Source organism: Clostridium nigeriense (assembly GCF_900086595.1).
Taxonomy (GTDB): domain Bacteria; phylum Bacillota; class Clostridia; order Clostridiales; family Clostridiaceae; genus Clostridium; species Clostridium nigeriense.
This window is the reverse complement of the sequence record NZ_LT575472.1, coordinates 96,990-115,501: the sequence shown is the minus strand read 5'-3', so window position 1 is coordinate 115,501 and position 18,512 is coordinate 96,990. Positions and strand designations below refer to the sequence as shown.

The 18,512-nt window shown below is 27.4% G+C and carries 20 protein-coding genes and 1 pseudogene; 11 read left to right on the top strand and 10 right to left on the bottom strand.

Going from position 1 to position 18,512, the window contains the following annotated elements:
• The 4 genes from BN6774_RS00565 to recQ all read left to right on the top strand — a co-directional run.
• Positions 1–212: iron-sulfur cluster-binding protein (locus BN6774_RS00565; protein WP_456236279.1), on the top strand; the 212-nt coding region annotated here is incomplete at its 5' end.
• Positions 213–225: 13 nt separating this feature from the next.
• A complete protein-coding gene (asrC, locus tag BN6774_RS00560) occupies positions 226–1,263 on the top strand; it encodes a sulfite reductase subunit C (RefSeq protein WP_066889197.1) in 1,038 nt (345 codons plus the stop codon).
• A gap of 216 nt (positions 1,264–1,479) precedes the next feature.
• Positions 1,480–1,632 (top strand): zinc-ribbon domain-containing protein, encoded by a 153-nt coding sequence (locus BN6774_RS00555; RefSeq protein ID WP_008677353.1) that lies wholly within the window; start codon positions 1,480–1,482, stop codon positions 1,630–1,632.
• Positions 1,633–1,813: 181 nt separating this feature from the next.
• On the top strand, positions 1,814–4,267 hold the full coding sequence (gene recQ / locus BN6774_RS00550; RefSeq protein WP_066889195.1) for a DNA helicase RecQ: 2,454 nt from the start codon (positions 1,814–1,816) through the stop codon (positions 4,265–4,267).
• A 226-nt stretch (positions 4,268–4,493) separates the two neighbouring features.
• Here recQ and BN6774_RS00545 read toward each other — a convergent pair whose 3' ends face one another.
• Complete coding sequence (locus BN6774_RS00545; RefSeq protein ID WP_066889192.1) at positions 4,494–4,844, bottom strand: DUF6568 family protein; 351 nt, start codon at positions 4,842–4,844, stop codon at positions 4,494–4,496.
• Between the two features lie 34 nt (positions 4,845–4,878).
• Entirely contained in the window at positions 4,879–6,213 is a 1,335-nt protein-coding gene (locus tag BN6774_RS00540; protein ID WP_066889190.1) for a DUF4317 domain-containing protein, read from the bottom strand.
• Positions 6,214–6,546: 333 nt separating this feature from the next.
• Between BN6774_RS00540 and BN6774_RS00535 the strand changes: the two genes are divergently transcribed.
• Positions 6,547–7,863, top strand: coding sequence for an APC family permease (locus tag BN6774_RS00535; RefSeq protein ID WP_066889188.1), 1,317 nt, complete (start codon positions 6,547–6,549; stop codon positions 7,861–7,863).
• 43 nt (positions 7,864–7,906) lie between these two features.
• Here BN6774_RS00535 and BN6774_RS00530 read toward each other — a convergent pair whose 3' ends face one another.
• Positions 7,907–8,761: a Cof-type HAD-IIB family hydrolase gene (locus BN6774_RS00530; protein ID WP_066889186.1), complete on the bottom strand. Its 855-nt coding sequence runs from the start codon at positions 8,759–8,761 to the stop codon at positions 7,907–7,909.
• A 163-nt stretch (positions 8,762–8,924) separates the two neighbouring features.
• Here BN6774_RS00530 and BN6774_RS00525 point away from each other — a divergent pair, with 163 nt between their 5' ends.
• Positions 8,925–9,131 carry a hypothetical protein gene (locus BN6774_RS00525; RefSeq protein ID WP_066889184.1) on the top strand — a complete coding sequence of 69 codons (207 nt, stop codon included), beginning with the start codon at positions 8,925–8,927 and terminating at the stop codon, positions 9,129–9,131.
• Positions 9,132–9,256: 125 nt separating this feature from the next.
• On the opposite strand, the gene BN6774_RS00520 is transcribed toward BN6774_RS00525, so the two are convergent.
• Complete coding sequence (locus BN6774_RS00520) at positions 9,257–10,186, bottom strand: TDT family transporter (RefSeq protein WP_066889182.1); 930 nt, start codon at positions 10,184–10,186, stop codon at positions 9,257–9,259.
• Between the two features lie 10 nt (positions 10,187–10,196).
• Positions 10,197–10,682 (bottom strand): C-GCAxxG-C-C family protein, encoded by a 486-nt coding sequence (locus BN6774_RS00515; protein ID WP_066889180.1) that lies wholly within the window; start codon positions 10,680–10,682, stop codon positions 10,197–10,199.
• Between the two features lie 73 nt (positions 10,683–10,755).
• On the opposite strand from BN6774_RS00515, the pseudogene BN6774_RS00510 reads away from it, so the two are divergent.
• Positions 10,756–11,093 (top strand): annotated as a pseudogene (locus BN6774_RS00510) (glutathione peroxidase); the annotation flags it as partial.
• Positions 11,094–11,140: 47 nt separating this feature from the next.
• On the opposite strand, the gene BN6774_RS00505 reads toward BN6774_RS00510, so the two are convergent.
• On the bottom strand, positions 11,141–11,803 hold the full coding sequence (locus BN6774_RS00505) for a hypothetical protein (protein ID WP_066889178.1): 663 nt from the start codon (positions 11,801–11,803) through the stop codon (positions 11,141–11,143).
• Positions 11,804–11,966: 163 nt separating this feature from the next.
• Between BN6774_RS00505 and BN6774_RS00500 the strand changes: the two genes are divergently transcribed.
• Positions 11,967–12,686: a response regulator transcription factor gene (locus tag BN6774_RS00500; RefSeq protein WP_066889176.1), complete on the top strand. Its 720-nt coding sequence runs from the start codon at positions 11,967–11,969 to the stop codon at positions 12,684–12,686.
• A gap of 3 nt (positions 12,687–12,689) precedes the next feature.
• Positions 12,690–14,078, top strand: coding sequence for a sensor histidine kinase (locus BN6774_RS00495; RefSeq protein WP_066889174.1), 1,389 nt, complete (start codon positions 12,690–12,692; stop codon positions 14,076–14,078).
• Between the two features lie 72 nt (positions 14,079–14,150).
• On the opposite strand, the gene BN6774_RS00490 is transcribed toward BN6774_RS00495, so the two are convergent.
• From BN6774_RS00490 to BN6774_RS00475, 4 genes are all read right to left on the bottom strand, one after another.
• Entirely contained in the window at positions 14,151–14,645 is a 495-nt protein-coding gene (locus BN6774_RS00490) for a Dps family protein (RefSeq protein WP_066889172.1), read from the bottom strand.
• Positions 14,646–14,798: 153 nt separating this feature from the next.
• Positions 14,799–15,224 carry a Fur family transcriptional regulator gene (locus BN6774_RS00485; RefSeq protein ID WP_207644558.1) on the bottom strand — a complete coding sequence of 142 codons (426 nt, stop codon included), beginning with the start codon at positions 15,222–15,224 and terminating at the stop codon, positions 14,799–14,801.
• 125 nt (positions 15,225–15,349) lie between these two features.
• The gene (locus tag BN6774_RS00480) at positions 15,350–16,411 is read right to left on the bottom strand and encodes an XdhC family protein (protein ID WP_066889169.1); all 1,062 of its coding nucleotides are present in this window, start codon (positions 16,409–16,411) and stop codon (positions 15,350–15,352) included.
• 88 nt (positions 16,412–16,499) lie between these two features.
• Entirely contained in the window at positions 16,500–16,895 is a 396-nt protein-coding gene (locus BN6774_RS00475) for a PTS sugar transporter subunit IIB (RefSeq protein ID WP_066889167.1), read from the bottom strand.
• 183 nt (positions 16,896–17,078) lie between these two features.
• Between BN6774_RS00475 and BN6774_RS00470 the strand changes: the two genes are divergently transcribed.
• Together BN6774_RS00470 and BN6774_RS00465 are read left to right on the top strand one after the other, a co-directional pair.
• Entirely contained in the window at positions 17,079–17,417 is a 339-nt protein-coding gene (locus BN6774_RS00470; protein ID WP_066889165.1) for a hypothetical protein, read from the top strand.
• A gap of 199 nt (positions 17,418–17,616) precedes the next feature.
• Positions 17,617–18,450 carry a helix-turn-helix domain-containing protein gene (locus BN6774_RS00465; protein ID WP_066889163.1) on the top strand — a complete coding sequence of 278 codons (834 nt, stop codon included), beginning with the start codon at positions 17,617–17,619 and terminating at the stop codon, positions 18,448–18,450.
• Positions 18,451–18,512: the final 62 nt, after the last annotated feature.

Here is an 18,512-nt window from a genome sequence, read left to right as displayed (position 1 = left end):
ATATTGTAATAGTAGGGCCACCAGCAATGATGAAATTTACAGCTTTGGAAGTTAAAAAATATGATATTAAAGATGAAAATATATGGTTAAGTTTTGAGAGAAATATGAGTTGTGCAGTTGGTAAATGTGGTCACTGTAGAATAAATGAAACCTATGTATGTCTTAATGGCCCAATATTTAATTATAAAGAAGCAAAAAGTCTAGTTGACTAGGAGGTGAATTATTATGATAGGCAATTTAGATTTAGCAAAATTAAGAAATAATGAATATAGAGAATCCAAGGTTAGAGGAAATTTTATGGTAAGCATAAGAGTTCCAGGAAGTATTTTTCCTGCAAACCTATTACCAATAGTTCAAGAAATTGCGGAAAAATATGGTAGTGGGAAAATTCATATGCAGACAAGACAAAAGCTATCTATACCAGATATATTATATAAAGATATTAATAATGTGAATAAGTTATTAGCTCCTATAATACAAGAATTAGAAGTTAACATCTGTGGAATAGAGTTAGATACTGTGGATCAAGGATATGCAACTATTGGAGCTAGAAATATCATGAATTGTATAGGATCATATCATTGTACATATGCAAATATAGATACTATATCTCTTGCTAGGAAATTAGAAAAAGATATATATCCAAATGATTATCATATAAAGATTGCTGTGGCTGGATGTCCTAATGATTGTGCGAAGGCTAATTTTTGTGACTTTGGAATAATGGGAATATCTAAAATAGATTATGATTACGAAAGATGTATAGGGTGTGGTGCTTGTGTTAGAGAGTGTAAGCAACATGTTACAAACGCTTTGTATGGGGAAAATGGAAAAGCAGCAAAGCAAGTTGATAAATGTATAGGATGTGGTGCTTGTGTAAAGGTATGTCCAACTATGGCGTGGTCAAGAAATAATAAAAAATTTTATTGGGTAAAAGTAGGAGGAAGAACTGGAAAGCAGACACCAAGAGCAGGAAAGACTATGTTTATGTGGATTACAGAAGAACCACTACGACAAATAGTTAGAAATATTTTTAAGTTTCAAGAGTATATTCTTGATGGAAAACCAGTATATCGTCATTTTGGGCATCTTATTGATGAGTCATCCTATAGAGTTTTTAGAGATTTTATTTTAGGAACTAGCCCTAAGGCAAAAGAATTAAATGTTCCTAGAGTTATTTTAAATGATGAAGCTTTAGTAGCTGATAGAATATATTGGGATGAGGATGAAACGGTGGCTAGAATTCATTTGAAAAAATATTAGCAGAAGTCGATTTACGCGATTTATAATAGAAATACTGATTAGAAATTTAATTATTTTTAAAATTTTTTAAAAATTCATTGCAATATAATAAAATTCGTGTTATTATAAATAAGTAGCCAAGAGCTAACAAAAAAAGTTTCAAATTCAGGTAAATAGTTTCTCAAAAGTTAGAGATTATATATCAATTTAGAATCTTTAATTTTAGGAGGAATATTTATGACAGATAAGACAATAACATGCAGAGATTGCGGAAGTGAATTCATATTTTCAGTAGGAGAGCAAGAATTCTACAAGGAAAAAGGATTCGATAATGAGCCAACAAGATGTATATCTTGTAGAAGAGCTAAAAAAGAACAAAATAGAAGATAATTTTAGATTGTTATAAGACTATAGTTTAAGCTATAGTCTTTTTTGTTTTCATATAAAATCAAAAAAAGGATTAGTATTAACTACTTATAGTTTTCTTGATTCAGCTTATTAGAATATGTTTTAGAATTAAGTGCTATAATTAAGCTAAGGAAATATAGAATGATATAAAAGGAGAAGAGTTTTGGCAATTAATAAGTTAGAAGTTTTAGAAAAATATTTTGGATATAAGAGTTTTAGAAGAGGACAAGAAAAAATAATAGATGAAATATTAAATGGCAGAGATGTTCTTGCAATTATGCCAACTGGAGGAGGAAAATCTCTTTGTTATCAAGTTCCAGCTTTGATTTTAGATGGAATAACAATAGTAATTTCACCTCTTATATCTCTTATGAAGGATCAAGTAGATACTTTAAATTTAATGGGGATTAATTCTGCATTTTTAAATAGCTCTTTATCTACTTATGAATTTAATGAAGTTATAAATGGAATTGTAAACAATAAGTATAAAATAATTTATGTTGCGCCTGAAAGACTTCATTCTAATGAGTTTATTACAGTGATAACTCAAGCTAAAATATCTCAACTAGCTATTGATGAAGCTCATTGTGTATCTCAATGGGGCCATGATTTTAGAGTAAGTTATAAGGGAATATCAACATTTATTGATAAACTTATAGAAAGACCTATTATAACGTCTTTTACAGCAACAGCATCAGAAGAGGTAAGAAGGGATATTATAAATTTACTAAAGCTTAATGATCCTAAGATATTTATTACTGGTTTTGATAGAGAGAATTTAAGAATTAATATTGTTAAGGGTGTAGATAAAAGAAAGTTTGTATTAAATTATATTAAAAATAATCTGAGGGATTCTGGAATAATATATGCAGCCACAAGAAGAGAAGTTGATAGTATTTATGAGTTACTGAAAAAAAATAATATTAATGTGGGGAGATATCATGCAGGGCTTTCAAATGATGAGAGAATTAAATATCAAGAACAGTTTATAAACGATGAAACAAGTGTAATTGTTGCTACTAATGCCTTTGGGATGGGGATTGATAAACCTAACATAAGATATGTTCTTCATTACAATATGCCTAAAAATATTGAAGGTTACTACCAAGAAATAGGTAGAGCAGGTAGAGATGGTGAAGAAAGTGAATGTATTATGCTATTTTCACCAGCTGATGTTATTACTCAAAAGTATTTAATTGAGGTTAGCACAGAGGATCCAATAAGAAAAACTAATCAGTATAAGAAACTTCAACAAATGACAGGGCTAGTTTATATAAATAATTGTTATAGAAAATATATCTTAGAGTACTTTGGAGATTCCTATGAAGGGGAATGTGGAAACTGCAGTAATTGTTTGAGTAAAGGTGAAGTTAAGGATAGAACTATAGATGCACAAAAGGTTATATCCTGTGTTTATAAAATGAAGAAAAGCTTTGGAGTAGGAATGATAGTTGATGTGCTTAGAGGTTCAAAAAATAAAAAGCTTTTAAATTTAGGCTTTGATGAATTAAGTACCTATGGAATAATGAAGAACTATTCTAGTGATGGATTGAAAGAGTTTACAAACATTTTAATTGCTCATGGATATTTAGATGTTAATGAAGAATTTGGAACTGTAGCCTTAAACAATATATCATTTAAGGTAATAAAGGATGAGGTGAAAGTTCTACTTAAGGAAGTTAATATTGAAAGCAATAAAGTTGAATTTAATGATTTATTTGAGAAGTTAAGATTATTGAGACAAGAAATAGCACAAGAAGAAAAGAAGGCTCCATATATGATATTTGGAGATGGAACCTTAAGAGAAATGAGCATAAAGTATCCTACTACCAAGGTAGAAATTCTTGAGATTTCAGGAGTAGGAGAAATTAAATATGAGAGATATGGTGAAAAGTTTATAAGTATTATTAAGGAATATATTATTGAAAATAATATTAAAAAAGAAATAGTAATTGAAAATGTAAGTCAGGAAACAGAAGAAAATCTGGAAAGAGAAGATGATTACTTTGAAATTAATACTAATGAGGAGCTTTTAGAAAGACTTATTAATATAAGACAAGGATTTGCTAATAAATTAAATCTTCCTGTGTCTATGGTTCTAAGTAAAAATACTTTGAAAGAAATAAGTGGACGTTATCCTAATAATTTAGAAATGCTTAAGGATATTGCAGGAATTGGCCCAAAGAAAATAGAAGCATATGGTGACAAAATAGTTGAAGAAGTAGATAAATATATTATTGAAAAATCAATTAATCCTATTTGGAAAGAAAAGAAGAGAAAAAAATTAATTATAGATGGAGAAACTAGGAGTGTTTCGGAAATAGCATTGGATAGAATGAATATGGGGGAAGAGATAGAGGCAATATCAGAGGATATGGAAATATCAATTTCAACTATTCTTGGGTATGTAACAGATTATATAAAATCAACAGGTGATTATAGTATTAGTGTAGATATTGATAGGTATTTTGATAAAGATAATGAAAAAATGATTTTAGATGCTATTAATAAGAATGAAATAGATAAGATTCAAGCTATTAAAAAAAGCTTACCTGACTATATTAAATACGAGGCTATTAGAGCTGTAATACTAAAAAATTTCATATTAAAAAATTAAATTTAATTTATGTAATTAGTATATAATGAGCTTAAATTTTATATGGCGTCGACTTGAAATTTGAGACGTAATCTTAATATGATAGTTTAACAATATTATTATTTTTTAGGAAATTATAAAATGTTACCCTGTGAATAACGTTTTATAATTTCCATTCTTCAGTTTTTAAGTGTTAGAGTATCATAGCGAGGTGACTTGGATCCTGCTATGATATTTTAACACTTTTTTATTTTAGCATATATAATATTTCTTCTTCTGGAGTTGAAGAGTCACAACGTACTTCTACCTCTCCATTCTTACTAACAATAAATCCAGGAACAGTTAAGATATTATATTTTTTTCTAAAAGAAGCCAGTTCTTCATCAGCAGAATTAGCGCTATCTATATAAAAAATAGTTCTGTTAATTTCGGTATAAATGCTACTTAATTTTTTTACGAATTTACGACAAAATGGACAGGTTGCCCTTCCAATGTAAATAGCTACTATATCTTTAGTAGATAGTAATTTTTCTGCTTGTATAGAAGATATTTTTTCAAACACCTTTATTTCCTCTTCATATTTCTCAATTTGTACCATTTTAAAATCCTCCAATTTATCTTATTTATATAATTTAAATTAAGTCATCTTTACCATTAACTTTAGCTTGCTCATTTTCACTAATAGGAATAACTATGCACTTCTGCCCATCAATTATTTGAGATTTAATTTGTGACACTTTTTCAGGTTTTACCTCTAGAATAACATCATAGTCAGCATTTTGGTCTGAGTTTTTATCTTGATTTATTTCTAAAACTTCATTAGATGTATTTTCTAAACTAGGGTCATTATCCTCAGTATTTAGATTAGATTCAGTAGCTATTGCTACTTCTTGTTTAACTTCTTCTAACCTAGTTTGAAGAACTTCTACTTGCTTTTGAAGATGCTCCTCTCTTTTTCTTTGCTCATTTATTTTAAGAACCTTTGAGTCTATTAAATTTTCAGCTAAAGGAAGATCATCACCAAAAGTTTCTATATAAGATTTTTCGATTTTAGTAGTAACTTCTTCTGGAACTCCACTTTCTATTAAAAGATTTTGTATATCATTTTTAGTTAAGGTTATAGGTTCAGGGTCTACATCATCATAGGTAGCTGCATATTCTTCTATCATATTATTTAGGTTTTCTTGAACTTCCATAAAGACTTTATCTGCTTTTTTTTCATCAACCATTAGAGAATCTTTAATAATTGATTGGAAAGTTTCTTTTTGTATAGTAGCAGTTTGTCTTGAATAGCAGCCTAAAGCATTTTCCATTAACTCAGGATGGGTATCCTTTGCATTTTTTGTGTAATACATAATAGAATTGACATCTGAACTACGATTAATAAAGGCTGGAAATACAAAGCCGTTAGTAGGAGCCTCAACTACCCAATCTCTAATACGGGCCTTTATTTTATTTTCTTCTTCAAAATATCTAAGGCCAGGGTCTGAAAGTGAAACAGGGCAAATTGCACATAATATATATTCATATACTTCTTCTGACTCATCTAACTTTGCATTATCTTTAGTTTTAGTAATAACATCATAAGCATCATGAAAAATTAGTATCAAAAAGTTACCAGTATAATCATAATTATCTATAATTGAATCATAAAAATCATCAAGAAGAGAATCATCTTTTAATTGACTATTTTTAAGTTTCATAAGTGATACTTGCTTTTCATTTAGAAAATCTTCATTTAGTGGAAAGTTTAATTCCAAGATGTTATTTCCAATAGTTCCGGATAATACTTTCTTAGCCATTTCTAAATACTTAAAGTACTCATCTTCATCTAAATTTAAAAAGGTTTCTCTAAATTTTAAGATAATATGTTTTTCTCCACTTACATAGCAACCACACATTTTAGTAAAGGTACAATAATCTTTTTTAAAACGCTTTTTTAATTCCAGTATATCTTTTTTTCTCATATATAAACCCCGCAATCTATTTTATATTTTAAGTTCATCGCAAAGATAACAAATTTAAATTTATGACTTAACTCCTGCTAACTTTGTTCGTAGGAGTACACTCTGTGTAAGTTCTACTAACCAAAACAAGTTTTGGAGTCGAGATAGGAAACTCCTATTCACTTCGTTCGTAGGAGTAAGTTCGACTAACTAAATCAAAGATTTAGAGTCTCACTTAAGTATAAGCTTTTTTTATAATTAAATAAAGATTTTAACTTTTACTTAGTTTTATTAATTGAAAAAAGAAAAAGAGGAAATACTAACTTTATACTATTAAGTATCATGGAGGTATTTATGAATAAAGAACTTCAAAAAAATCTTGGATTTTTAGCTGCATTATCTACAGTTGTAGGAGTAGTTATAGGTTCAGGTGTATTTTTCAAACCTCAAGCAATATATACTGCAACTAACGGAGCTCCAGGGTTAGGACTTATAGCGTGGTTTTTAGGAGGGCTTATAACTATAGCTGGAGGGCTTACAGCTACTGAAGTATCAGCTGCAATACCAAGAACAGGTGGCATGATGATTTATATTGAAGAAGTTTATGGTAAAGCCTTGGGTTTTTTAACTGGTTGGATGCAAACAGTTTTATTTTTTCCAGGAACTATAGCAGCTTGTGCTGTAATATTTGCACAGCAGGCTTCAGAGCTTCTAGGCTCTACTTCAGATAATATGAAAATTGTATTACCAATAGCAATAGGAATAATATTATTAACTGCATTTTTAAATACCATAGGATCATCTTTTGGAGGATATATTCAAACTATAGCAACTGTTGGTAAGTTAGTACCATTAGTCTTAATTATTGTATTTGGATTTATAAAAGGAAATAGCACATCAGTATTTAATCCCTTAGTAGGAGAGGGGGTAAATACTATAACTACTTTGGGGCAAGTTCTTATATCTACATTATTTGCTTATGATGGATGGATAAATGTTGGAGCTATTGCAGGGGAAATGAAAAATCCAGGAAAAGACTTACCAAAGGCCATAGTAGGTGGATTGTCATTAGTAATGGCAGTTTATTTAGCAATTAATGTTGCTTATTTATGGGTTGTTCCGGCAAGTGAATTAGCTAGTGTAACTTCTCCAGCTTCACTTGTAGCAACTAAAATTTTTGGACCTATTGGTGGAAAGGTAATTTCTATAGGTATATTGATATCTGTATTTGGAACATTAAATGGATATTTGCTAACTGGTCCTAGAGTTGCATATGCATTAAGTACCGATGGATTATTACCAGGAAGCAAAATGCTTTTAAAAGTAAATAAGGGGAGTTCTCCCTATAATGCTATTTTTTTAATTGCTATTATTGCTAGTATATATGCTTTAACAGGTCAATTTAATTTATTAAGTGATTTAACTGTATTTGCAGTATGGGTATTTTATGTTCTTACATTTATAGGAGTTATCCTATTAAGAAAAAGAAAACCAAATCTTTATAGACCATATAGAGTACCCTTATATCCAATAATTCCTTTAGTAGCTATAGTAGGTGGAGGGTTTGTTGTAGTAAATCAACTCCTTACATCACCAATTATATCTTTGGGGGGAATTATTATAACATTAGTAGGATTTCCAATTTATAAATATATGAATAGAGTAAAATAAAAATGGCTGTCGTAAAGACAGCTATTTTTTAGAAATTTATATATTAATTTAAATCTATGCCTTTTATGTATTTACTTAATGTATAAGCAATTCCATCTTCTTCATTAGATAAGGTTACTTCATCAGCTATAGCTTTTAGATCATCTACTGCGTTTCCCATAGCTACACCTATACCAGCATATTTAACTATTGAAGCATCATTATGTCCATCACCAAAGGCTATCATTTCTTCCTTTTTATATCCCATAGGAATTAAAACAGTATCTATAGCCTTAGCTTTATCAATTCCTTTAGCAGTAAATTCAAAGTAGAAAGCAGCGGTAAACATACAGCTTAATTTATCCTTAAAAGGCTCCATCATTTCTTTATAATGCTCTTGGAGATATTCAGGATCTCCAGCAGTTAAAATCTTATTTAAAGGATAATCTGCAAATTCAGCTAAGTCATCTTTTTCACATAGTTTAAATTTACCACCACGAGCTTCATATTCAATTATATTAAATGGCTCACCATTATATTGTATTTCATTATCGAAAACATCATTAACATACATGTAATTTCCTTTATCAATCATAGGCTTTACTTTAAAATTTTTCATATGTTCAAGAACAGCTTGTCCTTCTTCTACACTCATTGTCTCATTAAATAAAACTTTATTGGTTTGGCAATCAATTACTTTTGATCCATTAAAAGATACTAAAAGTCCATCATGCTCAGTCATTTCTAATTCTTTAGCTAAGTCAATTAATCCTGAAGTAGGTCTTCCAGATGCTAGAACTAATTTTATTCCTAATTTTTGTGCTTTAATTAAAACATTTTTAGTTTTTTCTGTAACTACCTTTTTACCATTTGTTAATGTGCCATCAACATCCATAATAATAACTTTTATATTGCTCATAAAATTTCCTCCATAAATTCCTTCAGTTTTTACTAACTTACATATAACTGCTTTTTTACTTAATTATACTAATATAATCTATATATATAAATAGATAAATAAATTACAGTAAAAATAAATTATAATCTATTGAACAATACTATTTATATAAAGGAGGAGAGTTATGAAAGTAAAAATAGTATGTCAAAGAGATTATGAAACTAAAGAAGTAGATCTTCCAATGGAAGAAGAAGCTTTATTAGAAATTCAAGGAAGTGTACTTGATAGAGATTCAGTCGGTTATATAACTGGAGCAGAAGTAAAATATTATGATGAAGAAGGCAATGAAATAGATAATGTATTTCTTCTCAATAGGAATCTTAATAGTTAAAATTTGTTTAAATATATAAAGGATATAGAATCATATTTGATTTTATATCCTTTATATGTTATTTATAAAATAAATTTAGTATATTAGTTCAATTAAAAATAAGGATAATTAAGTGTTAATAACAGTTATTGAACTATCGAATAGTTTTCTTTTTCTGGGACTAAGAATAATATAAATCTATATAATGTATATATTACCAATAAGGTAGCAATAATTGTTTGTAATAATACAATATATTTTAGAAATACCATATTATAACCCATATTAGTTAAGTAGGCCATAGTCATTTTCATTCCAATTGCACTTATAACAAATGGAAAAGTAAATGCTGAGTAGCTTGGGAAAAATGGCATTTTTAAATACTTTGGTAATTTAAATAGAACTATAATATATATTATGAATGATAGAATAGCTAAAAAACCTATCATTAACAATGATTTTATTTGAACTGACTGAATATATCCAGCAAGACATAAGCTTACTGGTGCTGTATATATACAGAATAATGGCTGAGCTGGATTTGGAATTTCCTTATGTTTAATATATCTATAGGTTATAACCACTAATAATATCATGCAAAGTGAAAATGCAAACCAAAATGCTGCTGTACCGATATTTGTTTTTTGAAATATTGGTGCAGAAACACTTGAGGTGGCCAATCCAACATAAACTATAAAATATGGTGTAAAAACTTTTTTTATATTAAACTTTAATATAAATTTTATTGTGAAATAAACTATTAAGATTATATGAAGGATTATGCCTAAGTACCAAATAAAAACAGCATTCTCTCCAATAAAGGGTTTTATATAAGTAGATAAAAGCATTATAGCCATTGGAAATGTTGCAAATGCACCAGCTATAATGGGATTTTTCATATCATCTTTTACAATAGATGGATATATAGTAATTTTACATATTAATAATAATCCTAAAATTAAAGATATTATTCCGCAGGCTAAACGGATAGATTCAGAATAGCTTTGAAGTAGATTACCTAAGGCAACAAAGCCTAACATTACTCCAGCAATAGGAAGTGGTATTTTCTTTAACATATCTATACTCCTATACTGTAACTAAATTATCTACATTAACTAAGTTTAGCTCTCGTACTATTATTTCAGCTACTTTTCCAGCAACCATACCAGTAAACTTAATACATTGTTCTTTATGTTCACCAGATGACATATCAAAGCCTTTAGTTAATATTCTACAACAAAGAGCATTTTTGCCATTAGCATCTTTAAACCAGTCATGTAATTCTTTTGATAATTCTAGATTTTTTTCTACTTTAGAATCTCCTTGTTTTGTGCGTCCAAAGAATAAACCTAAAGCCATAACCCCACCTGATACTGCTCCACATAGGCATTTAGAACGTCCAATACCAACAGGAAATCCTGAAGCCATAGCAATAACTTCTTCAGGTATATCTAATTCAAAATTAGAACGAATTGAACTTACTAGTGCTTCAGAGCAAAAAAAGCCACCACGAAATAAATCTTCTGCATCTTGAGATATTTTTTTTATACTGACTTCTTGTTTAATATTCATATAGAAAACCTCCATTTATTTATTCATTTATATTATAAGTTATTAAGAATATTAAGACAAATTATAAAATATTTATAAAGATAAGGGGTTAGAGATTTTAGGTTTTCCTTGTAATCAATTTGCTAATCAAGATTCAGGAAGCAATGAAGAAATACAAAACTTTTGCCAATTAAATTATGGAGTTACATTTACGATGTTCGAAAAAATAAAAGTAAATGGAGACAATGCTCATCCAATATATAAATACTTAAAGAATCAATCTAAAGGTTTAATGGGAAAAGAAATTAAATGGAACTTCACTAAATTCTTAATTGATGCTGAAGGAAATGTAGTAAATAGATATGACCAGTAGTAAAGCCTTTAAAAATAAAGGTAGATATTGAGGACTTAATTAATAATAGTATGAAATAAGTATAATAGTATGTAAATAAGGGACTGTTTTAAGCAGTCCCTTATATTTATTTAATAGATTTTTTAAATTCTTTATATCCAATCAATACTACCCAAACGTATGCTAATGTTTTTGGAATCATAAGCATTCCAACTAAAAAGCTTTCAGAAGCCCAAAGAACAACTGGTGCATAGAAGGCAAATGATAAAAATACTGCTATTCCAAGATTTTTATAGTCTTTATTATTGTATTTAGAACCGTAACTATATAATAAGTAAATCATGATAATCCCCATAATTGTAAAAGGAATATTTCTATAAATACCCCAACTAACTGGAGGATTATTTACAAACCACTCATTTTGAGGGAATAGGCAAAGGGTGATTCTTAATGCTGATAATAAATACATTATCATATCTAATGTTTTAGTATTTTTAACATCAAATTTTATTTTCCAAATTTTATAAAGAATTAAATAGAATATTGTCATAGTTATAGAAGTAACTAGCTTACCAAATCCTAAAGATACTGGATGGCTTTCTAGACCCGTAGTTAATAATGCATAAATTCTTGGTATAAGATGAAATGAATCTCCCAATCCTAAGATTATTGACATCATACCAAAGGATTTAAAGTAATTATCCTTAGATTTACTTACCATCTTAAATCCTAGAGTAATAACTGTAGTTAAATAAACCACATGAAAAATGGGTTCCATAATTGCTTGCATAAATTGACCTCCTAAAATATAAAATTTTAATATAGATTAAGTTTAAAGCTTGGACCTTTAATTAATATAAACTCAGTCTTAAATCCATCTTAAATATGTAGAAGAGAAAAAAACTTAAAACAGTTCTGTGATATTATATAGCTAAAGAAAGGAAATGATGTATATGAGCAATATTTTTGATAGATATAAAGTTTTATTAATTGATGATGAGCAAGATATTATTGATATATTAGATACTGTATTAAGAAGAGAAGGTTTTAAAAACTTATATATTGCTAATAATGGGAGAAATGGAATTGACCTATTTAATAAAGTTAAACCAGATATAGTACTTTTAGATATAATGTTACCCGATATTAGTGGATACGATGTTTTTAATGAATTAAGAAAATTTAGTGAAGTTCCTATATTATTTATATCTGCAAAGGATGAAGAAGTAGATAGATTGCTAGGTTTTGCTATAGGTGCAGATGATTATATAACTAAGCCTTTTAGCGCTAAAGAAGTAGCTTTTAGATTAAAGGTAAGATTAAAAGTATTTGATAAGAATATTAATAAAGAAATTAAGAGTAAAAATAATATAATTAAATTTGGTGATATAAGTATAAATGAAGAAACTGGAGAGGTATATAAAGGAAGTCAATCCTTAGAGTTTACTGCAAAAGAGTTAAAATTATTAATATATTTAGTAAATAATCCTAATAGAATAATAAGCAAGGAAATGATTTGTAAAGAGGTATGGGGAGATGACTTCTTCGGATATGATAACACCATTACAGTACATATAAGAAAGCTTAGAAAAAAGATAGAGGATACCCCATCAAAACCTAAGTATATAACAACAGTAATTGGTTTAGGGTACAAGTTTACTAAGGGGGATTAGCTTATGAAGGGTAAACTTATACTTCATTACTTTATAACATTTATAGCAGCATGCTCTATTATTTTTTTAGTTAATATATCTTTTATGAGAATAAATATTTATAATCAATCTGCATTATATAATTACAATCCAGATGAGATTATAGAATCTTTTAAAGAATACATTTTTTTATCCAAAGATAACAAGATAATGGTAGATGATAAAGGATTAAGCTTTTTGCAAGAAAATAATATGGGATTACAAGTATTAAATGAAGAAAATGAAGAGGTATTTAGTTATAGAAAGCCTACAAGTGCACCAAAGCAGTACTCTAATTTATCTCTTATAAATATGTATACCAGTGAAGATGTAACCATGTTTTTAAATGAAAAGATAATAGAAGAGAAAAATTATACTTATTTATTATTTTTAGATGCTAATAAAGTAAATAGAACAACATTTTCATATGATGTTGAACTAGTTAAAAGAGCGCATAAATTTCCTATATTAATAATTATAAATATAGGTTTAATTTTAATAATGAGTTTTTTATTTACACTAAGAATTACAAAACCTATAAATAGGATTATTAATAAAATAATCTCTTTGTCTAAAGGGGTTTATTTGAAAAACAATATAAAGCAAGGAATTTACTATAATGTAGAAATTAAATTAAATGAGCTATCGGATAGATTAAATAGCAATGAAATTGAAAGAAATAAACTTGAAGAAATGAGAGAAGAGTGGATTTCTAATATTACTCATGATATAAAAACGCCATTAACATCTATTATGGGAAGTGCAGAAATACTTTCAGATACAGAATATGATATTGATAATAAAACAAGAGAAAAGTACTGTAATATTATAATGAAAAAGAGTGAATATATAAAAACTTTAGTTGAGGATTTAAATTTATCAACAAGATTAAAAAATAATTCTTTAGTATTAAATAAAAAGAAAATAAATATAGTATCTTTAATAAGACATGTAATAATTGATATTATAAATGATGAAAAATATAACCATAAGAATATAGAGTTTATTTATTCAGAAGAAGAGATATTTTTAGAAGTAGATGAACAATTAATAAAAAGAGTATTTGTAAATTTAATTATAAATTCCTTTATTCATAATAGCGAAAGTGTAAAAGTAAAAATTGTTATAAGTAAATTGAAAAATAATAATATAAGTATTTCCATTAGGGATAATGGAAAGGGTGTATCTACTGAAGAATTAAATAATATTTTTAAAAGATATTATAGAGGAACTAATACAAGAAATAAAGTAGAGGGCTCTGGCTTAGGAATGGCTATAGCTCATGACATTATAAAAGCACATGAAGGAAATATTAAAGCAGAAAATATTGTAAATGAAGGTCTAGAAATAAGTATAATTCTTAAGAAATTATAATGTAAATAAAGGGATATATCACAATACAAGATATATCCCTTTTATTAAAAGATTAGTTTAGTTAAAATCAAATTATTTAGTTTTAAATGACTTAATCATCCAAAGAGATTTTTCATACTCTCCTATAAGTCCAGCCATTAAATCAACAGTTCCTTGATCATTAGCATCTTCAGCTAAAGTTAGAATTGACCTTGATTGACTTAACATATTTAAAAAGTCACTTTCTAAGATATTTATTGATTCTTGAGCTGATAGTCCTTTACTTTCTAGTTCTTTTAAAGTAGAAAGATCTAAATACTCTTTCATTGATGCAGCTGGTCTATGCCCTAAAATAAGCATTCTTTCAGCCACTTCATCTAATGTTTTAGCGATAGCTTCATAGTATCCTTCAAAAACACTATGTAATTGGAAAAAAGTACTTCCTTCTATATTCCAATGTAGATTATGAATTTTAACATATAATAAATTAAGATCTGCAAGGTAACTATTAAGAGACTTTGCGACTTCTTCAATTTTGTCTTTTTCTAATCCTATATAATTTTCATTAGTTTTATTTGTTTTACTCATAATTCTTACCCTCCTAATTTGTATTTATTCTAAAATTGTAATGATTATAATATTATAATAATATTAATTTTCTGAAAAGTCAATACTATTCCAGTTTTTAGGTATAAAAAAATAGCTTATAAGTTAATATAAGCTATTATTATAAAATAAATTTTAAACTTTATTATTATTTTTACATTTTTCACATATTCCTACAAAATAAAAAGATTGCTCATGGATATCAAATCCTTTTAAGGAATCTATGTTTAAATTATCAAAATCAATTTGGATATCATATAAAGTATTACAAGATTTACATTTAAAATGACCATGTTTTTTACTATCACATATTTGATACTTAAGTTCATTTCCATCTATTATAATAGAATCTACTATATTCTTTTCAATAAAAAGGTTCAAAGTGTTATAAATAGTAGTTTTTGATAGTGTTGGAATGTCATCTATTAAAAAAGAATATATATCATTTACACTTGGATGCTTTTTACTATTATATAAATATTCAAAGATTCTTTTTCTTTGATATGATGGACTAATTTCATGATCTCTTAAATATTTTTCAATATTATCAATGTGTAGCATAATTATAAATCCCTTCTTTAATTAGAAAATGTTATTAACTATATAATTTTATCACAATTTAAAAGTGTAATCCACAAGTGTATTGTGCATTAAATTTACTTGCCTGTGGATAAAATCTAAAGTATTTAAAACACTTCAATAATTACATCCATAGTTCCACCACATACCATGCCAAGAGATTCTGCAACATCACCAGTCATATCAACTTTTTGAATTGAATATCCCTTATTACGCATAATGCTTCTAGCTGTTGTTAATACATCAGCTTCGCTACAGCCACCACCTATGCTTCCTAATGTTTGTCCAGTAAGATAGCTCACCATTTTAGCACCAGGTTTTCGAGGAACAGATCCCTTAGATGAAACAATAGTTAAAATAGCTCTAGGAATAGTTGCTTCTTTAGATATTTCTAAAAATAATTCCTTATCAAATTCAGGATATGCAAATTTCTTAGAAGAACTATTTCCTTTATTTTTAAAGCTAATAAGCTGAGAAACTATGGAAATAGCAATTTCCTCAGGAGTAATAGCACCAATGTCTAAGCCAATAGGTGAATTAACTTTATCCAAAACTTCTTTTGAGAATCCTTCTGAAAGTAATTCATCCATCATTCCTTTTACTCTTCTTCTAGAACCTATCATTCCAACATAACTAAGGTTATTATTAACAACATTACTTAAAACTAATTTATCATGTCTATGTCCTCGTGTAATGACAACAACAAAATCTGATTTTTTAAATTCAATAAGATTAAATGATTTTTGAAAATCTTCACATATAACTCTTTCAGCTTCTGGAAAACGAGTGGAGTTTGCAAAGTAAGGTCTATCATCTATAACAGTAATAGAAAAACCAACTTTAGAAGCAAATTCAACTAGAGGCTTGGCTATATGACCTCCACCAAAAACAACTAAACGTGGTTTTGGGAAAAAGGGTTCTATTAAAATTGATTTGTTATTATCAATAGTTATCATTTCTATTTTACCATTTAAAAGAGAATCATTAATTTTTTCATAAATACCATCATCTAAAGTTTTAGATTTTTTATTTATATCTTCTTCAGTTAAGAAAAATTTATCTTCTATAATTCCTAATCCATCATTATTAGAGCATAGATATGTAGTCAATACACATTTATCTCCATTATTAAGACTATTTAATAACTCATTATATAAAGTTTCATACATCTCATATACCTTCTAACTCAAATATTTTTATCCATAGATTATACTTAATATAATTTTATTATAATATATAATAAAAAGTAAGTACTGGTTAATGATCAATTTGTTTATATTTTAAAATTTGATTTATAATTTTTTTCCCATTCATAGTGCCAAAAGTTTTCATATCTATAAGTTCTACAGAAATATTATAAGGGCTTACAACCTTTTCGATTCTATTAAATTCAAATCTAACTTGTGGGGATATAAGAATTAAATCAATAATATTGTCTAGGTTATAATCCTTTAAAAAGCTTTCTGTAATTGCACTTGCAGAGCCGTATCCTAGAATAATATCAAATTCTTTTAATTTGTTTGAGCTAAAGTCAACAGCTACATTAGTTATGTTATCTAAGTAAACTCGTAAATCGGAGCTAGCGGATTTTTTTATATTTTCACATAGTAAACTTGAAGTCATACCTCCAGCACAACATATATATACAAACATTTAAATCTCCTTGTTAAGTCTATTATTAATTTAATAATAACATTTATAAATCAAAAGTAAAAGATTACATATATGATATAATTTAATTATTTTCTAAATTAATATTAAGTATAAAGTATAAATTTAAGCAGTAGCCTTTCTATTTAGTATGAATATTATACTAATAGAAAGGAAGTGATAAAATTGAATTATGATAGAGCTGATAATTATAATAGCTTACAGGATCTATTTGATGAATGTAAGAATTTAATTGACTATCATATTGTACTAATAATGAAGGATGGTACTTCAGTAGATGGAATTATTGAGAAGGTAGATTCTAATGGGATTATAATGTTAGTTGGTGAGGATGTAGTAGATATAGAAAATAATCCTACTGAACAAAGACAATTTGGAAATGCGGCTAGAATTAGAGGAAATAGACGGTTTAGGCGTAGGGGATACCCATTTAATGCTATCCGTGGGTTATTTCCGTTCTTCTATCCATACCCATACCCATATTATCCATTCTATCCATATTAAGAACAGTATCTAAAGATAAGGTGTACATGTAAATAAATATTATATAAAAATAGTACTTTAAAAAATGAAGTACTATTTTTATTTTATATGCTTTTAAGTTTAAAATTTTATAATGCAACCATTAGTTGACAAAAAGAAATGACTAGTTGGTAGATTAATAAATACTATTTCTATATAATTTTAATTGGAGGTGAGAAAATTGAATTTATCTGAAAAGCTACAACTATTAAGAAAGAAAAATGGATTTTCTCAAGAAGAGTTAGCAGATAGGTTAGGAATATCTAGGCAAGCAATTTCTAAATGGGAATCTGGACAATCAATTCCAGATTTAAATAAACTTATTACTTTATCTGAGTTATATAATGTAACTGTTGATAGCTTAGTTAAAGATAGTGATGAGTATGAAATATTACAAAGTACGAATAAAGATAATAAAGAACAACAAGATAATAAAAATACACAAATAATAATTAATTTGAATAAGAATTCAATGGAATACGAGTATAAAAGTAATAAGACTCTATTAGGATTGCCATTAATTCATATTAATATAGGAAGAGGCATTAGGAAGGCAAAAGGAGTAATTGCTATAGGAAATATTTCTTATGGAATTATATCCTTAGGTTTTTTATCTATTGGAGCTATAAGTTTTGGATTAATGTCAATTGGATTGTTTAGTCTAGCAATACTTTCAATAGCATTAATTTTAGCTGTTGGTACTATTTCAATTGGAATATTTTCAATAGGAGCTATTTCAATAGGTGTCTTCTCTCTTGGTGCACTATCTATTGGAAAATTTGCAATAGGGGCAAGTGCTATAGGAACTGATATAGCTGTTGGTGATTATGCAAAAGCTAATATAGCAATAGGTAATAAAGTAAATGGTATTAAATCATTGCCATTATCATCTACTAGAGAAGAGATAGAAAGAATAATTAGGAGTGAATATCCAAATTTAAAAGAATGGATTATTAACATTATAAATTATTTTTCAGGTATAGTGTCTAAGGGAAACAATTTTACAAAAATATAATTGATTAAGGGGTGTTAAAAACAGCCCCTTTTTATTCTTTATGAAATTATATTTTATAAAAT

Excerpts from the sequence above, each read along its gene's own strand:
- asrC (WP_066889197.1), top strand. The coding sequence starts at position 226 with ATGATAGGCAATTTAGATTTAGCAAAATTAAGAAATAATGAATATAGA.
- BN6774_RS00555 (WP_008677353.1), top strand. The coding sequence starts at position 1,480 with ATGACAGATAAGACAATAACATGCAGAGATTGCGGAAGTGAATTCATA.
- BN6774_RS00545 (WP_066889192.1), bottom strand. The coding sequence starts at position 4,844 with ATGGTACAAATTGAGAAATATGAAGAGGAAATAAAGGTGTTTGAAAAA.
- BN6774_RS00540 (WP_066889190.1), bottom strand. The coding sequence starts at position 6,213 with ATGAGAAAAAAAGATATACTGGAATTAAAAAAGCGTTTTAAAAAAGAT.
- BN6774_RS00535 (WP_066889188.1), top strand. The coding sequence starts at position 6,547 with ATGAATAAAGAACTTCAAAAAAATCTTGGATTTTTAGCTGCATTATCT.
- BN6774_RS00530 (WP_066889186.1), bottom strand. The coding sequence starts at position 8,761 with ATGAGCAATATAAAAGTTATTATTATGGATGTTGATGGCACATTAACA.
- BN6774_RS00525 (WP_066889184.1), top strand. The coding sequence starts at position 8,925 with ATGAAAGTAAAAATAGTATGTCAAAGAGATTATGAAACTAAAGAAGTA.
- BN6774_RS00520 (WP_066889182.1), bottom strand. The coding sequence starts at position 10,186 with ATGTTAAAGAAAATACCACTTCCTATTGCTGGAGTAATGTTAGGCTTT.
- BN6774_RS00515 (WP_066889180.1), bottom strand. The coding sequence starts at position 10,682 with ATGAATATTAAACAAGAAGTCAGTATAAAAAAAATATCTCAAGATGCA.
- BN6774_RS00505 (WP_066889178.1), bottom strand. The coding sequence starts at position 11,803 with ATGCAAGCAATTATGGAACCCATTTTTCATGTGGTTTATTTAACTACA.
- BN6774_RS00500 (WP_066889176.1), top strand. The coding sequence starts at position 11,967 with ATGAGCAATATTTTTGATAGATATAAAGTTTTATTAATTGATGATGAG.
- BN6774_RS00495 (WP_066889174.1), top strand. The coding sequence starts at position 12,690 with ATGAAGGGTAAACTTATACTTCATTACTTTATAACATTTATAGCAGCA.
- BN6774_RS00490 (WP_066889172.1), bottom strand. The coding sequence starts at position 14,645 with ATGAGTAAAACAAATAAAACTAATGAAAATTATATAGGATTAGAAAAA.
- BN6774_RS00485 (WP_207644558.1), bottom strand. The coding sequence starts at position 15,224 with ATGCTACACATTGATAATATTGAAAAATATTTAAGAGATCATGAAATT.
- BN6774_RS00480 (WP_066889169.1), bottom strand. The coding sequence starts at position 16,411 with ATGTATGAAACTTTATATAATGAGTTATTAAATAGTCTTAATAATGGA.
- BN6774_RS00475 (WP_066889167.1), bottom strand. The coding sequence starts at position 16,895 with ATGTTTGTATATATATGTTGTGCTGGAGGTATGACTTCAAGTTTACTA.